The organism is Rhodococcus sp. ARC_M6, assembly GCF_022810305.1.
GTDB lineage: Bacteria > Actinomycetota > Actinomycetes > Mycobacteriales > Mycobacteriaceae > Rhodococcus_F.
Genome location: NZ_JALGQH010000003.1, coordinates 135,872 through 155,843, shown reverse-complemented (window position 1 = coordinate 155,843; position 19,972 = coordinate 135,872). Strand labels below are relative to the sequence as shown.

The window sequence follows — 19,972 nt, the reverse complement described above, 5'->3', positions numbered from 1 at the left end:
GACCTTCTGTCAGATGGAGAGGAAAAAGAGGGCTCGCGTGCCTGGTTAGACGCGCGGCGTCGACTGGTCGAACACTTCGCAGGTGACATGGGCCTTGATCATGGGTGCTGCGCTCCGATCGCTCGTCGACAAAAATTCTGGATCTCGGTGACGATCGCGTCATCCGACAGGTCCGGGTCCACCCCAGCAGCGGTCGGCGTCAGCCGCCCCACCAGCGACTCGGCGATCGCTCCGACCAGGGCCGCCGCCGTGATGCCGGGATGCTGGGCGGGAATCTCGCCGGATGCGATACCTTCTCGCAGCACCGCCTCGCCCATCTCCACATACGAACCGCGGAATTTCAGCCGCTCCGCCTCGACGCTGGGGTCCACCGGCTCGAACAACAGCGACCACGCCAACTGGCGGCCGGCGAGGGCGCGTGAGGCGAACGTGGCCACGAGCGCTTCGATCTTGGCGGGCGCGGACGGACCCGCTTGCTCGACGGCGCGACCCACCGTCTGCAACTCGTGGTTCGCGGCGCTTCGGAAGACCTCGGCGAGCAGGTCGGCCCGGCCGTCGAAGTAGGAGTAGACCGATCCCACGCTGGTGTCGCACTCCTCTGCGATGGCCTTGACCTTGGCCCCGACGAACCCGTGCCGGGCCACGAGCCCGGTGGCCGAGTCCAGGTACCGCTGGCGGCGCTGTTCCGCGGCGGTGCGTGTGCGCTCAGTCGCTCGATACGCCATTAGGTGTTCCTCTTCACAAGGAAACATTGAACCATGGTTCAATGTTTGTATGCAATGCCTGCCAGGCCGACAATCCGGGAGCACACTCCTCGAATCCACCGCCCGGAAGGTCCCCACGAAGGACGCGCTACAAACTGCCCGAGAGGCGATCACCGTCAATGTGCCGCCCCGCGACACGGTTCTCTGAACCTGAAGCCGCCGATTGGTTGGTGGCTCGATTCAGAATTCCGTTGAGCCCCCTCCATTCGGATCGAGGCGGGCGAGATTGTCCGCCCCCTACGGCAGGCAACGACCGTGCCACTGGCGGCTTATCGTTATCGTATGGAAGATCCCGAAGTACTGGCCCAGTCGATCCTCGAATGGGCCGAACGCGATCCGCGCATCAGTGCCGTAATCGCCACCGGATCACGCGGACGCGGCGAGCGAGTCGACGACTACTCCGATTTCGATCTCGAAATCATCACTCCACACTGGCAGGAACTGTCTGCCGATCCGAGCTGGGTCCACAATTTCGGCGAAGTGCTCCTGTGCATGTCATTCGACCAGCTCGACAGTCTTTGGCCTGCACCGAAACTGGTTGTGTACGAGCAGGGACGTAAGTGCGACTTCATGATTGCCGGCCCGGAGCGGGTGAAATCCATGATCGACGACGGGCTCGACGCACTGTACAACCGCGGCTATACCGTTCTGTTCGATCGCGACGGCATCACCGACAAGCTACCAACTCCGGCCGGTGCACCGACGCCGAAGTTGCCCAGTGCGGCGCAGTTTCACGAAACCGTCGAGGAATTCTGGTACGAGGCAACACAAATTCCGGTCTACATAAAACGCACCGACCTGTGGGTGGTCAAGGTCCGCGACAGCACAACTAAGGAGTGCCTGTTGGCGATGCTCGAATGGCATGCCGCGACCGAACCCGACAGCCCTCCCGACACCTGGCACATCGGACATCACATGAGCGAATGGTTGCCGGCAGAGATCTGGGACCGAGTGCAGCAGACTTACGGCGGAATGAGTGTCGACGAAAGTTGGCGTTCACTTGATGCCACAGTCGCACTCTTTGCGGAGATCTCCGAAACAGTTTCCCAACGTTGTGGATTCGACTCACCTACGCCCCTGGCTACCCGGGCGAGACGACTGATCAACACCTACCGAAGTCCACACGTGCCCATATAGCCAGAACCGAATACTGCTGCATATCAATAAGTCTCATCTTCACATTTCGCAAATCTGTCCGAAATGTCCCTAGGAATCGAAATCCTGTTCGATGAGAATTAGCGCAGGGGGAATCGGGAAGCATGGCAACTGGACGGCGAGGGACTTAAAGTCGAGGTTCTCGAACTGGTCCGCACCCGCCACGACATGCAATCCCGCATGATCCACCTCGTTGTCGAAATGTTCACCCATGACACACTCCCCTACACCGGCTTTCGCACTATCCCCAGTGGCTGCACCGGTCCACCTATCTCGAGATCGGTGAATGCAGCCAACTGGTCAGCCTCGCGCGGTTGTTCATGCTCGAACCTGTAGTCGCACAGTCTTTTCACGACGGTGATATCGATATGCAGAAGGCACGGCAGGTGGCCCAGTTCTGCCAGCACCCACCCAAGAACATGCATACCGCGGACATCGAGAAGGCCCGCGACATCCTGCTGGACCTCGCTTCGAAGAAGGTTTCCGACTGCGACGGAAGTCCGCGCGGCCATCCGGCGTATCGAAAAGAAGTACGGCAACCGCGCGGATGGTGTTCCGGTCGGGGAGGATTCTTCAGCGCAACGAGTTTTACGCGTCCAAAGGTTTGTACGGTCGCGTCAGTGTCAAAGGTGACCTCGACGCCGTGAACGGCGCCCGGTTGATCGCCCTACTGTCCGGACTTTCAAAGCCGACTCCCGAAATTGACGGCGTGAAAGATCTTCGCACCCCGGCCCTTCGACGCGCCGACGGTTTCTGTGAACTCCTGCGACGCTTTGAGATGGCCGGCGTCGGACCCGTCGAAGGTGGCGTCAAACCGCACCTGACGATTACGGCTACCGCGAAAGACCTCACGGACCTGCAAGCTCTCAAGGACCTTTTGCCGTCCACCGAGGAACTCGGCTATGCGATTACCAACTGGGCCGGCCCGATCAGCCTCGACAGTGCCCGCATGCTGGCCTGCGACTGCACGGTCACCCGAATCCTGCTCGACCAGAACGGTGTTCCGCTCAATCATGGACTCGACGAGCGAACCGCGACAGTCCCGCAGCGGCGAGCTTTGGCCGTCAGGGATGGCGGATGCGCATTCCCTGGCTGCGGCACTCCGGCCGGATGGTGCGACGCCCACCATATTGTTCATTGGGCAGACAGTGGCCCAACAGATTTCGATAATCTCATACTTTTGTGCGGTCACCATCATCGGTTACTGCACCACACCGAGTGGAGTGTCGAGATCGGGGACGATCGGAAAATCCGGTTCTATCCACCGATGTCGGCGGATCCGTATCAGGTTCCGATACCGGGGAACAGTCCGCCGACAGCAGCTTGAACAACCGAATACGCGACGTGCACACCGGGGAAGAACGATGCCACCGGTGTGCACGTCGCGTTTCAAAAGCTAGTCCATGTCGTTCGCGATGATGTTCTCGATATTCCGTTCTGCCAGTGCGGTAATGGTGACAAACGGATTGACACCGACATTGCCCGGAACGAGGGCGCCGTCCATGACATAGAGCCCGGGGTACTCGGGAAGTCGTCCGTAGTTGTCGGTCGCCTTACCCAGAACACAGCCACCGAGCGGGTGGTATGTGAGCTGATCGCCCCAGGTCTGCACCGGGCCGAAGAGATCGGTCCGATAGATGGTGCCTTCCTTCTTGTTGATCTTGTCGAACATCTTCTTCGCCATGTTGATCGACGGCTGATTCTGCGAGCGTTGCCAGTTCAGCCCAACCTTGCCGGTTGTCGAGTTGTACTGGAACTGCGCACGTTCGGGGTTCTTGGCAATTGCCAGGTACAGACTCACCCAGAGTTCCGTACCGGCCGGGAAGGGTGCGATTTCTGCGAACACCGGCGCCGTGGAATCAGCCCAGTTGTCGATGCCCATCACGGGTATCGATGCTTGCTTCCCTCCGGTTGCGTCCCACATGTGGTTGGCACGGCCCACCATGACGTTTCCGTTGTGGCCCCATTCCTGGCCGACGGCTCCGGGCAGGTTCGCCAGTTGCCCTTGCGCTTTCATCGATACCAGCAGCTTGCTCGTTCCGACACTGCCGGCGGCGAAGAAGACCTTGTCTGCCGTCACGGTCTTGGTGCCGATGACATTGCCCTGCTCATTGATCTGATTCATCACCACCTGGTATCCACCACCCGTGGTTGCCGGCTTCACCTCGGTCACGACGTGCAGGGTGGTGATCGTGAGCCTACCGGTGGCCGATGCCTGCGCGAGGTACGTCTTGTCGAGGGACTTCTTACCGGCGTTGTTTCCGTAGATGACCTCGGATGCCAACGCAGACTTGGTCACCTGGCCGGCGGCTTCCTGCTTCATGTAGTTGAAGTCGTACACGTTGGGCACGAATACCGTTGAGAATCCGGATCTCTGAGCGGTCTTGCGACCCGTTCTCGCAAACTTGTAGTACTCGGTCGACTCGAACCACGCCGGGTCGATGTTGTTTACTCCCAGTGCAGCGTTTGCCTTCGGGAAGTAGGTCGAGTACATCTCGTCGGAGTCGACATCGGGCAAGATTTCCTCGAAGTAGTTGCGCTTCGGTGTCACTGCCATACCGCCGTTGACCAGCGATCCACCGCCTACCCCGCGGCCCTGGTAGACCTTGATGCCGCCAAAGTCTTCGGCATCGAGAACACCGACGTATTTGCTGATGTTCTTGTCAACCGAACCACCGGAGAAATGCGAAACCGGTTGCACTGTCCGATCTCTGAGCCACGTCGATCGACCGTCCGGGGACAGCGTCGGGCAGAAGATCTTTCCATCCGATCCCGGTGTGGTCCAGGCCTTGCCCATCTCGACCATGTGGGTGTCGATACCGGCTTGTGTCAATCGGAGTGCTGTGACGGCACCGCCGTAGCCACTGCCGATGACAAGCGCGGGCACCCGGTCGCCGTCACCCAATGCCCGACGCGGTGCGGCTGCCGCAGTTGTCCACGTGGATGACAGCGCAGCAGCACCCACAGCTAATCCTGTTGCGGCAAGGAAGTTTCTGCGCGACAGCGCCGAAGTGGTACGCCCGTGTCGATCCTTTGATCCAGTGCGAATGCTCAAGTGATTCCTTCTCGTTCGGTAGCCCCTTGCAGAGGTATACCTTCCGAAACGGAACCGGCGAAGCATTACTGATCGGTAATATAGAACAAGTGTCAATTTTTCGTAAGAAATGGCCGGCGAACACAAGGTTCACCGGCCATTGCAAGAGAAAACGAATCAGGGTAGAGCAATACGTCCCTCGACTGCACCGAGCCCGATATCGGTGCGGAAGTGCCCACCGGGAAGCTTCACGTTCGCAATCTTGGCGTACGCGTCGTCACGCGCTTCGGTGAGATCTTTGCCTACTCCGACAACACTCAGCACACGCCCGCCGGCAGAGACGACGGCACCGTCTTCACGCTTTTTGGTACCCGCGTGCAGAACACCGTCGGCGTCCGCTCCGGTGATCACGTCGCCCGTTCGCGGAGTTGCCGGGTAGTTCTCGGCAGCAATCACGACGGTGACGGCACTACCGTCACGCCACTGAAGCGGACCCACTGAATCGAGAGTGCCGGTGGACGTCGCATTGAGGAGTTCACCCAGCGGTGTTTCGAGCAGCGCCAGAACAGCCTGAGTTTCCGGGTCGCCGAATCGGCAGTTGAACTCGACTACAGCTGGGCCGCCGACACCCATGGCAAGGCCGGCGTAGAGAAGTCCGGAGAAGCCACTTCCGCGCGCAACCAACTCTGCGGCGACAGGCTTCACAACGTCGTCGACGATCTGCGTCACCATCTCGTCGGGCAACCACGGCAAAGGCGTGTAAGCGCCCATACCGCCGGTGTTGGGGCCACTGTCGCCGTCGCCGACGCGCTTGTGATCCTGCGCGGGCAGCAGCGGGACAACCGTCTCGCCGTCAACGAGACAGAAAAGGGAAACTTCAGGGCCGTCGAGGAAGGATTCGAGTAGGACGGGGTGCCCGAGTTCGAGCAGTTCGGCAGCGTGGTCGCGGGCTGCGACGCGGTCCGTGGTGACGACAACGCCCTTGCCTGCGGCGAGCCCGTCGTCCTTGACGACCCAGTTGGGTCCGAAACGATCGAGAGCTTCGTCGAGTTTGGCCGGGTTGTCGACGATCTCGCTGTGAGCGGTCTTCACACCAGCGACAGCCATCACGTCCTTGGCAAATGCCTTGGATCCTTCGATGCGGGCTGCATCAGCTGACGGTCCGAAGCAGGCGATACCAGCGGCGCGCACTGCATCGGCGACACCGAGGACCAGCGGAACCTCAGGACCGATCACGACGAGGTCGGCTTCGACTTTCTGTGCCAAAGCAGTGACGGCTTCACCTGAAGCGACGTCGACCGGGTGTTGCTCGGCGATTTTTGCGATCCCGGCATTGCCAGGTGCGCAGATCAGGGCCGTGACACCTGGATCGCGAGCAAGAGAGAGAAGGAGGGCATGTTCACGGGCTCCGGAGCCGATTACGAGTACGCGCACGTGAACAGACTACGGCCCGGCACCGCCCACTCTGTCAGTGTGTTCCACCTGGGCCTTCTTGCACCAGCCTGAACCGACTTCCCACGACGGGCGAAATATCCGGATCGAGATGACATCATATGAATATCTGAATAGGTGAACAGATGTAATGGATGTCTGTCCGTCACGAAAGGACACCAGTGAATCTGACCCGAACCAGCGTCCTGACACTCGCGGGCGCACTGCTGGTCGCATCTTGTAGTAGTCCGTCGGCCCCCTCCGACGACGGACTCGTGCTTGCCGACGGCTACGAACTTGGCGGATACAACCCCGTCGCCGGCTTCGGGGCAGCTGGCGAAGCCAAGATGTACGACGGTCTGGTCCGCCTCACCGGCGGCGCTGGAATGCCAGGTTTCGAGCCGGCCCTCGCGGCAAAAGTTCCGACGGCCAATACGGACGCCACCATCTGGACCGTCGAACTCCGTGACGGTGTCACCTTCTCCGACGGCTCTACCTTCGACGCCGCCGATGTTGCCGCCACCTACCGAGCGATCCTCGATCCGGCATCGGCGTCCGAAGCGAAGTCGTCGTTCGACATGATCAGCGATGTCGTGGCGGTAGACGAGCACACAGTCGAGTTCCGTCTCGCGTATTCCTACGCTCCACTGGTCACCAAGATGCTGATCGGCATAGTTCCTTCGCAGTCCGTCGCGACACCCGGCCTTGCTGCCGAGTCGACGCTGAACACCCAACCGATCGGCACCGGCCCGTATACATTGGTGGACCTGTCACCGGATCGTGCGGTGTTCGCGGCCAACAACAACTACTGGGGCGGCGAACCCCGGATCAAGAAACTCACACTGCTGTACGTTCCCGACGACAACACCCGAGCCCAGCGCATGGTGTCCGGCGAGATCGACGGAACCAACCTTCCTCCGCTCCTGGCCAATACGTTTGCCAATCGTGACGGCATGTCGGTCACCGCTCATCAGTCGGCAGACTGGCGTGGAGTCTCCCTGCCGACAAACAACCCTGTGGTCGGCGACAAGGGGATGCGCCTGGCTCTGAACCTCGCAGCCAACCGCCAGTCCATGATCGACAACGTTCTCGGCGGGCGCGGCCGCGTCGCCGCCACTCCGATTCCCGAGGTCTACGGCTCGTCCTACAACCCGAATGCCACGTTTGCCTACGACCCGGACCGCGCCGAGCAGATCCTCACCGACGCCGGCTGGATCGAAGGCAGCGATGGCATCCGTTCGAAAAATGGGCAGCGCGCGCAGTTCACGATCATGTACAACTCCGTGGATACCGTTCGTCGAGATCTGGCGCAGGCCTTCGCTTCCGACGCACTCGACATCGGCGTCGAGGTAGATCTGGAAGCACTGTCGTGGGATCGCATCGACCCACGAATCAACCGGGACTCCACACTCCTCGGCGGCGGCGGCGAGCCCTTCGATCCCGATACCCAGGCCTACAACGCGCTCGATTCGAAGTACATCGCGCCGGGGGTGGGGAGCATCTACAGCAATCCGAGTGACTACTCGAACCCCGTTGTCGATGCCGGACTCGACGTCGGCCGACGCAGCCTCGACCCAGCCATTCGCGACGCCGCGTACCGAGATGTGCAGCAGGCGTACGTCGATGATCCCGGCTACGTGTACCTGGTCTTCCTCGACCACACGTATGTCTCGAAAGATTCCGATTGGAAGATGTCCGGACCGGTACTCGAACCTCACGCACACGGTGTGACGTGGGGCCCGTGGTGGTCCCTACAGAGCTGGACGCAAGAACAGTGACAGCCGTCGACGTCCGAACCGGCGCCCCGGCAACACATCCGACTCGAACCAACAGCTCTCGCCGCCGGGCCATCCTCACGATGGCCGGTCGCCGGATATTGTTCGTGGTTCCCGTAATCGTGGTTGTGTCCGCCGGATTGTTTGCTGCCGCTGCGATTTCACCTTTCGATCCGCTGGTGGGCTATCTCGGTTCGCGCTACATGACCACCAGCGAGGCAGACAAAGCTCTGATCGCCTCCCAGTTGGGCTTCGACAACCCCTGGTACAGCACGTATTGGGCGTGGCTCAAGGGGGCGCTCACCGGGGATTTGGGGATCTCTCGATCGTTCAATCAACCTGTTTCCCAGGTCATTTCCGAGCGACTACCCTGGACGCTCCTTCTGGTCGGCATCAGCCTGGTGATCGCGATTCTCGTCTCACTCGCGCTGGGTGTGCTCGCCGGAATTCGCAAGGGCGGGTTCCTGGACAAAACCGTGTCCGGCCTATGCGTCGTCGTACAGGGACTCCCTCCGTTTGTCATGTCGCTCGGCGCAATTGCGCTCTTCGCATTAGCCCTCGGCTGGTTGCCCGTGGCCGGATTAACCGACGGCGGTGCCGATCCCACCGCGGGACAGGTCATTCGACACCTGATACTTCCGGTGGCAGTGCTCGCGATCTCACAGATGCCGTGGCTGCTACTGGCGGTCCGCGAGTCCGTGGTGAGTGCAGCCGGGGAAGGTTTTGTCGCGGGCGCCGTCGCACGTGGGATCCCCACGCCGACAATCACGAAGCGTCATATCCTTCCGACGTCGCTCGCTCCGTTTGTCAATATCATCGGGGTGCGTTTACCCGAACTGATCGTCGGCGCAGTATTGGTCGAGGAAGTGTTCAGTTGGCCGGGAATCGCCGGTGCCATCGTCTCGTCGGCTCGCGATCTCGACATGGCACTGCTCGCATTCCTCACCGTCGGAACAACGTTGACCGTCATGCTGGGTTCGCTACTTGCCGACGTCGTTGTTGCCGTACTGGACCCGAGAGTGAGCACAGATGGCTGAGAGACGTTTCAAGATCGCCGTCGGTGTCCTGATCCTCATCGCACTCTATGCAGCATTGGTGCCGTGGATCGCGGATGTCGACGACCGTGTCACCGACTTCGCCCAAGCACGGTTGGCGCCGTCACTCGCGCACCCGTTCGGCACGGACTCGGCTGGCCGAGACCTGTTTGTACGCATCGCCTCCGGCATTCGCACATCGCTGCTCATAGCCCTTGCTTGTGCTCTGTTGGCCACCGTGATCGGTGTAGCCGTCGGGACTACCGCGGGTTTGATCGGCGGCTGGGTAGACCGGTTTGTCATGCGCGGCACCGACGCAGTCAACGCCCTCCCCCATCTCCTGCTCGGCATCGTCATCGTCGCAATGTTCCGCGGAAGCATCGCGGCCATCGTGCTCTCGATCGCGCTCACCCACTGGACTCAGGTGGCGCGCATCATTCGCGGCGAAATCTTGAGCCTGCGCGAGCGCCCGTACATCGATGCAGCCATCCTTGCGGGCGCGAGTCGGCGGCACGTGATCATGCGTCACCTCGTCCCGGCCGCTGCACCCCAGGCGCTGATCGCAGTAGTTCTTCTCCTCCCCCACGCGGTGTGGCACGAGTCCACCCTGTCGTTCCTCGGATTCGGCTTACCACCCCATAAACCGAGTCTGGGGACACTTCTCGAAGAAGCTCGAGGCTCCCTATTGCTCGGTGGGTGGTGGACTCTGGTGTTTCCGGCAGCTGTACTCGTGATCGCAACCGTCGCAGTAGCAATCGCTGGTTCGGCGCTGCGATCAATGCTCACACCCCCACGACCATCGGAGCTGAGACTGTGACAACCGGACTACAGATCAACTCGCTCACCGTCCGAATCCCCCTGGCCGACGGCTCGGTTGTCCACGCCGCCAGCGATATCGACCTCGACGTCCCCACCGGGACGATCACTGCGCTTGTCGGCCAGTCCGGCTGTGGCAAGTCCATCATCGCGACATCGGTGATGAATATGCTGCCACCGACTGCACTAAGAACAGGCAGCATCACGGTCGGAGATATCGACGTCTTCTCCGGTACTCCGTTCCGGGGCCGGCATGCCGCGCTCGTTCCTCAATCTGCCGCAACCTATCTCACCCCGGTGCGGACCGCGCGATCACAACTGCAGGAGACGATCAACGCTCTCGGCAGCAACCACACCTGCGACGGATTGGCGAGGCGAGTCGGACTCGAACCTTCAGCCCTCGACTGTTTCCCCCATGAACTCTCGGGCGGTATGGCGCAGCGAGTTGCCATCGCCTGCGCCCTGGCCGGAGATCCGTCGGTGATCGTGGCCGACGAACCGACTGCCAACCTCGATCGCACCCTCACAGACCACGTCCTCGGGATGCTCCGCGAGTGCGCCTACGAAGGCGCCGCCGTCCTACTGATCACTCACGACCTGTCGTCCTTGATCCACAACAAGATCGCGGATCGCCTGGCCGTCATGTACGCCTCACGCATCATGGAAATCGGGCCCGCCGCGCAGGTACTGCAGGATCCACTCCACGAGTACACGCAAGACCTGCTCGGCGCCTTGCCTTCTCGCGGACTGAACCCCATTCCTGGATCACCACCGCAACTAACCGACCTCCCCGACGACTGCGTCTACTATCTGCGTCGACCGGAGTCCACCCAATCCGGCGGACCGACCGAACTTGTCACGTTCGGCGAACGCACCTACCGCACACTGCAAAAGGTGATCTGAGATGAGCTTGCACGGGCGCAACATCATTTTCGGCTACGAGCGAGGTCGGCCGGTACTCGACAGCGTCTCTCTCGAGATCCCGGCCGGACGATTGATCGGCTTGACCGGCCCGTCCGGTACCGGAAAATCCACATTGGCAAGGATTCTCGCCTCCTTGGACGCCCCGTGGTCGGGCGAAGTTCAGATCGACGGCACCCCCGTCACCGGTACCAAATTCGGTGTACCAGGCACACTGAGGGGCGCCGTCTCCATACTCTTCCAGTCTCCCCGTGCCGCAACGGATCCCCGCCAGACGCTCGCACGCATCATTGCCCAGCCTGCCGACATTGCCCGGCGAACCGTCGACATCGAAGCCCTGGCGTCAGAAGTTGGACTCACTCCCGATCTCCTGACGCGTCGCCCCCATCAGGTGAGCGACGGCCAGCTGCAGCGCGCAGCGCTCGCGAGATCATTGGCGCAGCAACCCAAGTACCTCATCTGCGACGAGGCGACAGCGATGCTCGACGCTGCGACCACCGCATCCCTCGTGCGATTGATCGAGCGTCGAGCCGCCGAAGCCGGCCTGGGAGCGTTACTCATCAGTCATGATCGTGACCTGCTCGACGCCTGCTGCGAGCAGGTGCACGACCTCACCAGCATCCGGACGTAGCGGGGGTCAGGCAGTAAGGTCGTAGAGAGTCACACCGTCTACCGTTGTGGCCGTGAAGTTCTCGGTCACCCAGGTCGATATCGCGGTCGCAGTTCCCTCGGCGTTCATGCCGCCACCCATTCCGCCGCCGCCGATGAAGAAGTGAATCTTCCCGTCTGCGACGTACTGCTGGAACTGTTCGAGCGTCGGCGACGGATCGCTACCGTTGAATCCGCCGATCGCCATTACCGGAGACTGGGTGGCAAGCTGATAGCCGGATGCGCTATTGGAACCGATTGCTGCTGCTACCCAAGTGAACTGGTCGGAGTTTTGTTCGAGCTTCGCCACCAACTCTGTGCTGGGCGTACTGCCCTGCAGCAGCCCTCCCCCAGCACCGCCTCGCATTGCACCGACGGCACCTTCAGTGGCAACTCCCGGCGCTTGGCCCATTCGAGTGGGCACCGTACCCGTTCCCGGAACTATCGCCGCACCTGCTACGTCGCCGCGGCGATTACTGCCGTCTGCCATACCGCCTGGCATACCGCCGAATCCACCACGGCCACCCATTCCACCCTCGACGCTCGGACCGGCCGAGACTATCGAACCGGTATGCGGAGTATTGATCGTGTCGATCGCATAGGCGGCCGGACCGGCCAACCCGGCGAACAATGCCGCGAGTATCACCGCTACCCCGACCCGCCCGCGGGTCACCTTCAGGATCAGCATTCCAACTGCCGCCACAATGCCTACGACCAGAATGGTCCACCTCAGCCACGGAACAAACGAAGGTGTGCGTCCCAGCAACACCCACGCCATCGCCACCGTTGCGGCCAGCGAAAAAGCCAATATGATACGGACCCAAAATGTTTCGCGGTGACGCCACAGTAGTACGGAGCCCGACCCGATCAGTGCCGCAATCGCCGGTGCCAGCGCCACCGTGTAATAAGCATGGAAGATGCCGGCCATGAAACTGAAAGTCAATCCGGTGACCAGTAGCCAGAGTCCCCACACCATGAACGACGCACGTTGCGTGTCGACGCGAGGAGCTTTGCCTCGCAATGTAATTCCTGCCACCATGAGAATCAGAGCTGCAGGGATCAACCACGCAATCTGTCCGCCCTGCGCGGATTCGAACAATCGCGTAATGCCGGTGGAGCCCCACATGCCGCCGCCTGCGGCACCTCCCGGAGCCACTCCGCCAGCAGCACCCGCTGCATCACCGGCGGACCGCATTCCGCCGCCACCGACACTGCCGGTTTCGTTGCCGCTCAACCGACCCAATCCGTTGTAACCGAAGGTCAATTCGAGGATCGAGTTGTTCTGTGAACCGCCGATCCACGGACGTGAATCGGCCGGCCACAATTCGACGATCGCCAACCACCAGCCGGCTGAGACGATCATGCCGCCGAGCGCGGCAAACAATTGCAGCACGCGCTTACCCAGCTTCGGTGGACCCGCAACCAGATAGGTCAGCGCCAACGGCGGCACGACGAGCATGACCTGCAACTGTTTGGTCAAAAATCCGAAGCCGCAGAACACCCCGACCACCACGAGCCATCTGGTACGTCCGTCCTGAATGGCACGCATCATCGCCCATACCGCCGCGATCATGATGAGAACCAGCATCGCATCCGGATTGTTGAATCGGAACATCAGTGCGGCAACAGGAGTAAGTGCCAATACCAGACCAGCCAGCAGCCCGGCGGCGGCACCGAAGTACCGGCGGACAGTGGTCCACAGCAGTGCCACCGAACCGACACCCAGCAGCGCCTGCGGCACCAGCATCGCCCAGGAATTGAGCCCGAAGATGCGGACGGACAACGACATCAACCACAGTGACATCGGCGGTTTGTCGACAGTGATCGAATTCGCCGCATCGGAGGAGCCGAAGAAGAAGGCCTTCCACGACACCGAACCAGCCTGCACGGCAGCGGCATAGAAGGAATTTGCCCAACCGGAAGCTCCGAGGCCCCAGATGTAGGCAACACCAGTACCGAGGAGAAGTACACCTAGTGCCCAGGGTTCCCAACGTACCGAATGTGACGGTTCGGGCACGGGCGTGGCGACGCTTGCCCGCTCGGCAATGACTGTCATCGATTGACTCCTACAGATTGGGTGGAACGGAAGACCCAGCGCAGTGCGATAAATCGACTCACTGTGGCAACAAGATTGGCGATCACGAGAACGGCAAGTTCAACGTGCTTGGACGCTCCCGGGGCAAGAGAATGCAAAAGGAACAGCGATCCACTGGTGAGGAAAAGCCCGAATCCGAAGACGAGCAGCCCCTGCATCTGATGCCGCGCAGAGCCTTCAACGCCGCGAACACCGAAGGTGAAAGCACGGTTGGCCGCCGTATTGAAAACTGCGGTGATGAGCAGTGAAATTGCGTTGGCCCACTGAGCGCCCATGACCGAATGCAACGCCAGGTACAGCAGTGCATAAGCCACTGTCGAGACGACACCGACGACGGCAAACCGCGCCAGCTGCCCCACCATCCCACGAGGTACACCGGGAACCAACGGTTCACGTCCGAAGCTCACCCGAAGCTCCGCCAGTGGCAATGAGCCCGTCGACAATGCCCGCCCCACGCGCACTACTCCTCTGAGGTCTGCGACGGCGGTGGCCACGATGTCGACGCGACTGTCCGGGTCGTCGACCCAGTCCACCGGAACTTCGTGAATCCGCATCCCCGCCCGCTCCGCCAACACCAACAACTCGGTGTCGAAAAACCAGCCGGTATCTTCGACCAAGGGAAGTAGTTGGCGCGCAACGTCGACGCGCATCGCTTTGAAACCACACTGCGCGTCGGAGAAGCGCGCATGCAGCGCACTGCGCAAGATGAGATTGTAACTGCGCGAGATGAACTCACGCTTGGGGCCACGGACCACCCGAGACGAACGTGCTAATCGAGAACCGATCGCGATATCCGAATGGCCGGACACCAAGGGCGCGATCAACGGCATCAGTGCGTTGAGGTCGGTGGAAAGATCCACATCCATATAGGCGACGACGTCCGCGTCAGATGCACTCCAGACCTGGCGCAGCGCCCGGCCGCGCCCCTTTTCCTCGAGATGCACGATGCGGACGTCGTCGAATTCGTCCGCCAACTTCTGCGCAATCGCCAGTGTTCGGTCGACACTGGCGTTATCGGCGACCGTGATTCGGGCCGGAAAGGGAACCTGTGTGCGGAGATGATGGCGCAGGCGCCGAACGCATGTTTCGAGCCCGGCTTCCTCGTTGTATACCGGAACGACCACGTCCAGCACTACCGTTTTCGCGGCGACCGCGTCGGCGTCCGTGCTGCCCGCAGTCTGCATGGCTTCAGTCGTCATGCGTCCCAGGATTGACCGACAGGCTTCGGCCACTCTGGATACAGACTGGGAGTTTCCTGGCAACCACTGTGCGGGATAACCTTCGAGGTATGCCTTCAGTCTTCAGCGCCATCATCAACGGAGATATACCAGGACGTTTCGTATGGGAAGACGATGACGTCGTAGCCTTTCTCACGATCGCTCCGGTCACGCAGGGCCACGTACTGGTGGTTCCGCGCGCCGAGGTCGATCAGTGGCAGGACGTCGATCCTGGACTCTTCGCCAAAGTCACCTCGGTTGCCCGCACGATGGGGCAGGCCGTGCGCAAGGCCTTCAACGCGCCCCGCGCGGGACTTCTGATCGCCGGGCTGGAAGTTCCACATCTGCATGTCCATGTTTTTCCGGCTTATGACATGGGCAATTTCGACATCAGTGGCGCGGATCCGTCGCCGTCTGCAGAGTCTCTCGAAGACGCACAATCACGACTCAAGGCTGCACTCGGGGAACTCGGTCACGCGAGCAAAGTCTCGACGCGCTGACGGTTAGCTGAGAACGCCCGGCGTAATCTCTCCGAAGTCGCGACGGTCCATTTTGTCTCGCTCACCGACCATGACCAGCCAATCCACATTCCGAACAGTCCGTTTCCGCAGTCGCACAACAACGAGTTTCGCTGCTACCGTTGGGCACTGGTCGAAGGACCAAAGGCCCAACGGGCATCAGTCGGGGATCACTCGGAGGAAACGGAACCAAATGCAGGAACGTGCCAAAATCAGTCGCCAACAGATTCTCCGTGGTGCGGCTGACCGGTTCGAAATTACTGGATACGGCAGTACCAGCATGAATGACATCGTGTCGGCATCGCGGATGACCAAGGGCGCGGTCTACTTTCATTTCTCTTCCAAAGATGACTTGGCCCAGGCCATCATCGAAGAGCAGCATCGGATATCTCTCGCGTCGTTCACCGACGTGGCCGCCACGGGAGCACCGGCGCTGGAGCAGGTCATCATGGTCTGCAACGAAATCGCTCGGCAGTTGACCTCCGATCCTGTAGTACGCGCCGGCATTCGACTCACTCTGGAACTCAACGCGACTGACGGGCAACTCGATCCGTATCTCAGCTGGATTCGAGAACTGCAACGACTGTCGGAAATCGCTCAACGCCAGGGTGACATCCGCGCCGAGATCACTCCGGAAGCGATGGGTCGCGTCATCACGTCAACTTTCATGGGTGTGCAACTGATCTCGAATATCTTGACCCGACGAGCCGACCTCGACGAACGCGTCGACGAACTATTTGCGTTACTTCTTGCCGGTGTGGTGTCGGACAAGCGCCGCAACGACATCGACGCAATTGTTCGAACCCGACTCGATTCCTACGCAGCCTGAAGTTTCGTCGCCGGAAGTTCGCCGTCTACCGACAAGTAACCGACGATCTTTCCGGCGATGAACTGATCAATCGTCATGCCCGTCGCGTGGCAGTTCAACGCGGAATGTCGCTCCCTCTCCGGGTCGACTCGTCACGGTTACCGTTCCTTGGTGAGCCGCAACCAAAGCCGACACGATGGACAACCCTAGACCTGCTCCGCCGGTCTCTCGTGTGCGAGAAGTGTCTGCCCGATAGAATCTCTCGAAGATTCGGGAAGCATCTTCCTCGCTCAAACCATGTCCGGTATCCGAAACTTCGATCACGGCATTGCTTTCGGTTGTACCCAATCGGATGGTGATCTCGGCATCAGGTGGCGTGTGTTTGATTGCGTTGCCGACAAGATTTGCGACGATCTGCCGAAGGCGCGCTTCGTCACCGATCACTTCAGGGGTGCCGGGGCCTCCGGCCATCTGCAACGTGACCGTTCTGTCCGGGGCAATCGCCCGGGCAGCCTGAACCGAATCTGCTGCAACGGCAAGGAGATCCACCTGCCCCTTCTCTAGAGGCCGCTGCTCGTCGAGCCTGGCGAGCATCAAGAGGTCTTCGACCAGCAGACCCATCCGCGACGCCTCACCTTCGATGCGATTCATCAGCGTTGCCGTGTCCGTCATAGCTCCTTGGCGATACAACTCGGCGAATCCGCGAATCGTGGTGAGTGGGGTTCGCAACTCGTGGCTGGCGTCACCGACAAACCGACGCATCTTCTCTTCCGATCGTCGCGCCGATTCCTCCGAAGCCTCTGTCGAGGAGAATGCACTCTGGATTTGAGTCAGCATTCCGTTGAGCGCCACCGACAATCGTCCAACTTCTGTACGATCGTCCCATTCCGGGACACGCCGATGCAGATCGCCGGCGGCAATAGCTGCTGCGGTTTCCTCGACTTCCACGAGCGGTCGCAGACTCCGACCGACGACAAAGTAGGCACCCCCGCCGAGCACGAGCAACACCACGATGCCGATGCCGAATTGAAGCCTGATCAAATCGTCGACGGTTTGCTCGATATCCGTGAGGCGTACCGCAATTGTTGTGGTCGTTCCGTCCCTCACGGTTGTCAGCACACGCCACTGCACATCGGAACCGTCGTTCGACCCGGTAGTAACCGGACCGTTTGTCGAATCGACGGACAAGTCGGGCTCAGTCCGCGTCGACGGTTGATCGTTGAGAATGATGATGCGTCCGTCAGCAGTCACAGTTCGGACGAAAAACGGACTTGGCGGTCTGGTATTTGGCCCGACATCGCTGGGGGGCTGGACATCTCGCGAACGCGGCTTCGCCCAACCGTCGATTGCCTCGTACAGCGTCTTGTCGGTGCGTTGTGTCAACGAGTTCTCGAGCGCGGACGTCACCGCAACTCCCGAGGCAAGCAAACCGAGACCAGCCAACACCAGCAGGGCGGCTACGAGCGTGAAACGGAGCGGAAGCCCATGCAATCGGAAAAGCCTTCTCGAAGAGGACTTTTCGGATTGCGAGTTCGTGGTCATCGTCTGGGTTCACGCATCACGTAACCGACACCGCGCAAGGTATGAATCAACGGCGTCTCACCGGTATCGACTTTTCGTCGTAGGTAGGAAACATAAGACTCGACCACACCGACCTCACCACCGAAGTCGTAATTCCAGACGTGATCGAGAATTCGCGGCTTACTCAGCACTGTTCCGGCGTTGACCATGAAGTACCGCAGCAGCGTGAACTCGGTCGGTGAGAGCGACACAAGTTCGCCGCCCTTCCACACCTCGCGCGTATCGTCGTCGAGTTCGATGTCTGCAAATTTCACCCGAGCCGACTGCTGCGGCGCGACGCCCCGTCCCGCCCGCCGCAGGATTACCCGCAGTCTGGTCACTACCTCTTCGAGACTGAAAGGCTTGGTCACATAGTCGTCGGCGCCGAGTGTGAGTCCGGTGATCTTGTCATCAAGGGCATCCTTCGCCGTGAGAAAGAGAACCGGAGCGTCCACTCCGTCCGCGCGTAGGCGGCGGAGCAGACCGAAGCCGTCCATTCCCGGCATCATCACGTCCAGGATGACGGCGTCGGGGCGGAACCCCCGCGCCACGTCGAGCCCCTCGGCGCCACCCGATGCGGTGGCTACCTCGAATCCTTGAAAGCGGAGGCTCACGGAGAGCAACTCCACGATGGTGGGTTCGTCGTCGACGACGAGAATTCTGGCTTCAACGGTCTTGTCGGTCACAGGCCCATCTTCTCCCCTCCCACTGGATTCGCACTGTGCATTCCCTGGGAGGTTCCTGTGAGCCCAGCCCAGGGTGACCGATCTGACCACTTGCATTGACTGACAAGGCCAGCTCTGTTGCTATCGTGGAGGAACGTCGAGAATGACATCCGGACGAGCGCACCGTACCCGGCCAGCGACAAGACGGTGCTGAGGAGTTTTTGTCATGGCTTGGATCGTTCTCGTCATTTCCGGTTTGTTCGAAGCCGTGTGGGCGACCGCGCTGGGTAAGTCCGAAGGATTCAGCAAGCTGGCACCCACTGTGGTGTTTGTCCTTGGCCTCATCGTCAGTATGGCCGGACTCGCATATGCCATGCGCACGCTGCCGATCGGCACGGCGTATGCCGTCTGGGTCGGCATCGGTGCCTCACTGACCGTCGGCTACGCCATGCTGACCGGCACCGAGTCGTCCTCGATCATGAAGGTTCTGTTGATCCTCGTCATCATCGGCGCAGTGGTCGGACTGAAGGTTCTGCACTAGCTCCAGTATTTGTGTGTTACCGATTACAGTTAATCTATGAACCTGGCCGAGATACTCAAGCTCCCGTTACGGGCGGGTATCGCTGCTACAAAAATTAGCCTGGGTATTGCCGAACTTACGGTGACAACGCTGCGGATGGTCGTCACCAACCCCGGTGCGGTCACCGTCGGCGCAGCGTCCCTGGCGAGTCCGCGCGGCCCCCTGCAGATGATTCAGCAGCTGTCCTCCCTGACTGCGGATGATCGGCCGATCGGTCAGGCTCTCGCCTCCGGTGGCCCGCTCGACAGACTCTTGGCACCCGGTGGTCCGGTCGACAAGTTAACCGCTCCCGACGGCACACTCGAACGCCTTCTTGCCCCCGGCGGCCCACTGGATCGAGTACTCGCCGAGGACGGGGCGTTGGAACGTCTTCTCGCACCGGGCGGACTCCTCGATCGAATGATGGCCGAAGATGGACCGCTCGAGCGACTGACTGCGCAAGACGGCGCAGTCGAACGATTGACGGCCAAAAACGGCGTCATCGATCGCGCACTCGCAGAAAACGGAATCCTCGAGACACTACTCGCCGAGAACGGCGCATTCGAACGACTCATCGCCGAAGGCGGCCCCCTCGACCAGATCGTTGCACTCTCCGACACCTTGACCTCATTGGCACCCAACCTCGAACGCATGAGTGCAAGCATCGAAATACTTCAGGAAACCGTCGAAATACTCAGCGCGGCAGTAGGTCCCCTCGGCGAGCTCGCCGGCAAACTCCCCAATCGGTGGCTCAAGGGAAAGGGCGAACGCCCGGGAACCGACCTGCCGATCGAGTCTGCATAACAGATCCGATCCGTGCGATCAGTTGTTGATCACGATATTGAGATTGATGATGATTCCACCGAAAGTCAGGATCGTGTTCGCCAGACCGAGCGTAAAACCACTGTTCAGAGCGGCAATTAATCCGTTCATTGTCGTATCCCCTTTACTGTCTTCGGGTTAGACGTACAA

Annotated in this window: 20 protein-coding genes and 1 riboswitch; of the genes, 11 read left to right on the top strand and 9 right to left on the bottom strand. The window is 60.6% G+C overall.

All coding sequences use genetic code 11. The annotated features are described in order from the left end of the window. Positions 1 to 98: 98 nt before the first annotated feature. Positions 99 to 725: a TetR/AcrR family transcriptional regulator gene (locus MTX36_RS05855; protein ID WP_243618779.1), complete on the bottom strand. Its 627-nt coding sequence runs from the start codon at positions 723 to 725 to the stop codon at positions 99 to 101. A gap of 321 nt (positions 726 to 1,046) precedes the next feature. On the opposite strand from MTX36_RS05855, the gene MTX36_RS05850 reads away from it, so the two are divergent. Then, the gene (locus tag MTX36_RS05850) at positions 1,047 to 1,901 is read left to right on the top strand and encodes an aminoglycoside 6-adenylyltransferase (protein WP_243618778.1); all 855 of its coding nucleotides are present in this window, start codon (positions 1,047 to 1,049) and stop codon (positions 1,899 to 1,901) included. Positions 1,902 to 1,970: 69 nt separating this feature from the next. Here the strand turns inward: MTX36_RS05850 and MTX36_RS05845 are convergent, their stop codons facing one another. Together MTX36_RS05845 and MTX36_RS05840 are read right to left on the bottom strand one after the other, a co-directional pair. Next, positions 1,971 to 2,132 carry a hypothetical protein gene (locus MTX36_RS05845; protein ID WP_243618777.1) on the bottom strand — a complete coding sequence of 54 codons (162 nt, stop codon included), beginning with the start codon at positions 2,130 to 2,132 and terminating at the stop codon, positions 1,971 to 1,973. A gap of 11 nt (positions 2,133 to 2,143) precedes the next feature. Then, the gene (locus MTX36_RS05840; protein WP_243618776.1) at positions 2,144 to 2,431 is read right to left on the bottom strand and encodes a hypothetical protein; all 288 of its coding nucleotides are present in this window, start codon (positions 2,429 to 2,431) and stop codon (positions 2,144 to 2,146) included. A gap of 35 nt (positions 2,432 to 2,466) precedes the next feature. Between MTX36_RS05840 and MTX36_RS05835 the strand changes: the two genes are divergently transcribed. Then, positions 2,467 to 3,246 (top strand): HNH endonuclease signature motif containing protein, encoded by a 780-nt coding sequence (locus tag MTX36_RS05835; RefSeq protein ID WP_243618775.1) that lies wholly within the window; start codon positions 2,467 to 2,469, stop codon positions 3,244 to 3,246. Between the two features lie 69 nt (positions 3,247 to 3,315). Here MTX36_RS05835 and MTX36_RS05830 read toward each other — a convergent pair whose 3' ends face one another. Both MTX36_RS05830 and purD read right to left on the bottom strand, forming a co-directional pair. Next, complete coding sequence (locus MTX36_RS05830) at positions 3,316 to 4,884, bottom strand: GMC oxidoreductase (protein WP_243618972.1); 1,569 nt, start codon at positions 4,882 to 4,884, stop codon at positions 3,316 to 3,318. 246 nt (positions 4,885 to 5,130) lie between these two features. Next, the gene (purD, locus tag MTX36_RS05825; RefSeq protein ID WP_243618774.1) at positions 5,131 to 6,387 is read right to left on the bottom strand and encodes a phosphoribosylamine--glycine ligase; all 1,257 of its coding nucleotides are present in this window, start codon (positions 6,385 to 6,387) and stop codon (positions 5,131 to 5,133) included. 152 nt (positions 6,388 to 6,539) lie between these two features. Here purD and MTX36_RS05820 point away from each other — a divergent pair, with 152 nt between their 5' ends. From MTX36_RS05820 to MTX36_RS05800, 5 genes are read left to right on the top strand one after another with little or no spacing between them, the layout of a single operon-like run. Further along, positions 6,540 to 8,162: an ABC transporter substrate-binding protein gene (locus tag MTX36_RS05820; RefSeq protein ID WP_374230431.1), complete on the top strand. Its 1,623-nt coding sequence runs from the start codon at positions 6,540 to 6,542 to the stop codon at positions 8,160 to 8,162. Next, entirely contained in the window at positions 8,159 to 9,196 is a 1,038-nt protein-coding gene (locus MTX36_RS05815) for an ABC transporter permease (RefSeq protein ID WP_243618772.1), read from the top strand. The genes MTX36_RS05820 and MTX36_RS05815 overlap by 4 nt, the downstream gene beginning before the upstream one ends. Further along, positions 9,189 to 10,010 carry an ABC transporter permease gene (locus MTX36_RS05810; protein ID WP_243618771.1) on the top strand — a complete coding sequence of 274 codons (822 nt, stop codon included), beginning with the start codon at positions 9,189 to 9,191 and terminating at the stop codon, positions 10,008 to 10,010. Before MTX36_RS05815 ends, MTX36_RS05810 begins: the two co-directional genes overlap by 8 nt. Further along, positions 10,007 to 10,912 (top strand): ABC transporter ATP-binding protein, encoded by a 906-nt coding sequence (locus MTX36_RS05805; protein WP_243618770.1) that lies wholly within the window; start codon positions 10,007 to 10,009, stop codon positions 10,910 to 10,912. The genes MTX36_RS05810 and MTX36_RS05805 overlap by 4 nt, the downstream gene beginning before the upstream one ends. A gap of 1 nt (position 10,913) precedes the next feature. Beyond that, complete coding sequence (locus MTX36_RS05800) at positions 10,914 to 11,561, top strand: ABC transporter ATP-binding protein (RefSeq protein WP_243618769.1); 648 nt, start codon at positions 10,914 to 10,916, stop codon at positions 11,559 to 11,561. Between the two features lie 6 nt (positions 11,562 to 11,567). Here MTX36_RS05800 and MTX36_RS05795 read toward each other — a convergent pair whose 3' ends face one another. Both MTX36_RS05795 and MTX36_RS05790 read right to left on the bottom strand, forming a co-directional pair. Continuing rightward, positions 11,568 to 13,634, bottom strand: coding sequence for a glycosyltransferase family 39 protein (locus MTX36_RS05795; protein WP_243618768.1), 2,067 nt, complete (start codon positions 13,632 to 13,634; stop codon positions 11,568 to 11,570). Then, complete coding sequence (locus MTX36_RS05790) at positions 13,631 to 14,857, bottom strand: bifunctional glycosyltransferase family 2/GtrA family protein (RefSeq protein ID WP_243618970.1); 1,227 nt, start codon at positions 14,855 to 14,857, stop codon at positions 13,631 to 13,633. The genes MTX36_RS05795 and MTX36_RS05790 overlap by 4 nt, the downstream gene beginning before the upstream one ends. Before the next feature lie 104 nt (positions 14,858 to 14,961). On the opposite strand from MTX36_RS05790, the gene MTX36_RS05785 reads away from it, so the two are divergent. Next, positions 14,962 to 15,390 (top strand): HIT family protein, encoded by a 429-nt coding sequence (locus MTX36_RS05785; protein ID WP_243618767.1) that lies wholly within the window; start codon positions 14,962 to 14,964, stop codon positions 15,388 to 15,390. A gap of 211 nt (positions 15,391 to 15,601) precedes the next feature. Further along, positions 15,602 to 16,237: a ScbR family autoregulator-binding transcription factor gene (locus tag MTX36_RS05780; protein WP_279394249.1), complete on the top strand. Its 636-nt coding sequence runs from the start codon at positions 15,602 to 15,604 to the stop codon at positions 16,235 to 16,237. 66 nt (positions 16,238 to 16,303) lie between these two features. Here the strand turns inward: MTX36_RS05780 and MTX36_RS05775 are convergent, their stop codons facing one another. Further along, positions 16,304 to 17,758: a cell wall metabolism sensor histidine kinase WalK gene (locus tag MTX36_RS05775; RefSeq protein WP_243618765.1), complete on the bottom strand. Its 1,455-nt coding sequence runs from the start codon at positions 17,756 to 17,758 to the stop codon at positions 16,304 to 16,306. Further along, complete coding sequence (locus tag MTX36_RS05770) at positions 17,755 to 18,462, bottom strand: response regulator transcription factor (RefSeq protein ID WP_243618764.1); 708 nt, start codon at positions 18,460 to 18,462, stop codon at positions 17,755 to 17,757. Before MTX36_RS05770 ends, MTX36_RS05775 begins: the two co-directional genes overlap by 4 nt. A gap of 130 nt (positions 18,463 to 18,592) precedes the next feature. Further along, positions 18,593 to 18,655: riboswitch (guanidine-III (ykkC-III) riboswitch) on the top strand. Positions 18,656 to 18,667: 12 nt separating this feature from the next. On the opposite strand from MTX36_RS05770, the gene MTX36_RS05765 reads away from it, so the two are divergent. Both MTX36_RS05765 and MTX36_RS05760 read left to right on the top strand, forming a co-directional pair. Beyond that, the gene (locus tag MTX36_RS05765; protein WP_094271192.1) at positions 18,668 to 18,982 is read left to right on the top strand and encodes a multidrug efflux SMR transporter; all 315 of its coding nucleotides are present in this window, start codon (positions 18,668 to 18,670) and stop codon (positions 18,980 to 18,982) included. Positions 18,983 to 19,018: 36 nt separating this feature from the next. After that, a complete protein-coding gene (locus tag MTX36_RS05760) occupies positions 19,019 to 19,804 on the top strand; it encodes an ABC transporter (protein WP_243618763.1) in 786 nt (261 codons plus the stop codon). Positions 19,805 to 19,972 lie beyond the last annotated feature (168 nt).

Bases quoted from the DNA above. Each gene is read 5' to 3' on its own strand.
- MTX36_RS05855 (WP_243618779.1), bottom strand. From the start codon at position 725: ATGGCGTATCGAGCGACTGAGCGCACACGCACCGCCGCGGAACAGCGC.
- MTX36_RS05850 (WP_243618778.1), top strand. From the start codon at position 1,047: ATGGAAGATCCCGAAGTACTGGCCCAGTCGATCCTCGAATGGGCCGAA.
- MTX36_RS05845 (WP_243618777.1), bottom strand. From the start codon at position 2,132: ATGGGTGAACATTTCGACAACGAGGTGGATCATGCGGGATTGCATGTC.
- MTX36_RS05840 (WP_243618776.1), bottom strand. From the start codon at position 2,431: ATGGCCGCGCGGACTTCCGTCGCAGTCGGAAACCTTCTTCGAAGCGAG.
- MTX36_RS05835 (WP_243618775.1), top strand. From the start codon at position 2,467: ATGGTGTTCCGGTCGGGGAGGATTCTTCAGCGCAACGAGTTTTACGCG.
- MTX36_RS05820 (WP_374230431.1), top strand. From the start codon at position 6,540: ATGTCTGTCCGTCACGAAAGGACACCAGTGAATCTGACCCGAACCAGC.
- MTX36_RS05810 (WP_243618771.1), top strand. From the start codon at position 9,189: ATGGCTGAGAGACGTTTCAAGATCGCCGTCGGTGTCCTGATCCTCATC.
- MTX36_RS05800 (WP_243618769.1), top strand. From the start codon at position 10,914: ATGAGCTTGCACGGGCGCAACATCATTTTCGGCTACGAGCGAGGTCGG.
- MTX36_RS05795 (WP_243618768.1), bottom strand. From the start codon at position 13,634: ATGACAGTCATTGCCGAGCGGGCAAGCGTCGCCACGCCCGTGCCCGAA.
- MTX36_RS05790 (WP_243618970.1), bottom strand. From the start codon at position 14,857: ATGCAGACTGCGGGCAGCACGGACGCCGACGCGGTCGCCGCGAAAACG.
- MTX36_RS05785 (WP_243618767.1), top strand. From the start codon at position 14,962: ATGCCTTCAGTCTTCAGCGCCATCATCAACGGAGATATACCAGGACGT.
- MTX36_RS05780 (WP_279394249.1), top strand. From the start codon at position 15,602: ATGCAGGAACGTGCCAAAATCAGTCGCCAACAGATTCTCCGTGGTGCG.
- MTX36_RS05775 (WP_243618765.1), bottom strand. From the start codon at position 17,758: ATGACCACGAACTCGCAATCCGAAAAGTCCTCTTCGAGAAGGCTTTTC.
- MTX36_RS05765 (WP_094271192.1), top strand. From the start codon at position 18,668: ATGGCTTGGATCGTTCTCGTCATTTCCGGTTTGTTCGAAGCCGTGTGG.
- MTX36_RS05760 (WP_243618763.1), top strand. From the start codon at position 19,019: ATGAACCTGGCCGAGATACTCAAGCTCCCGTTACGGGCGGGTATCGCT.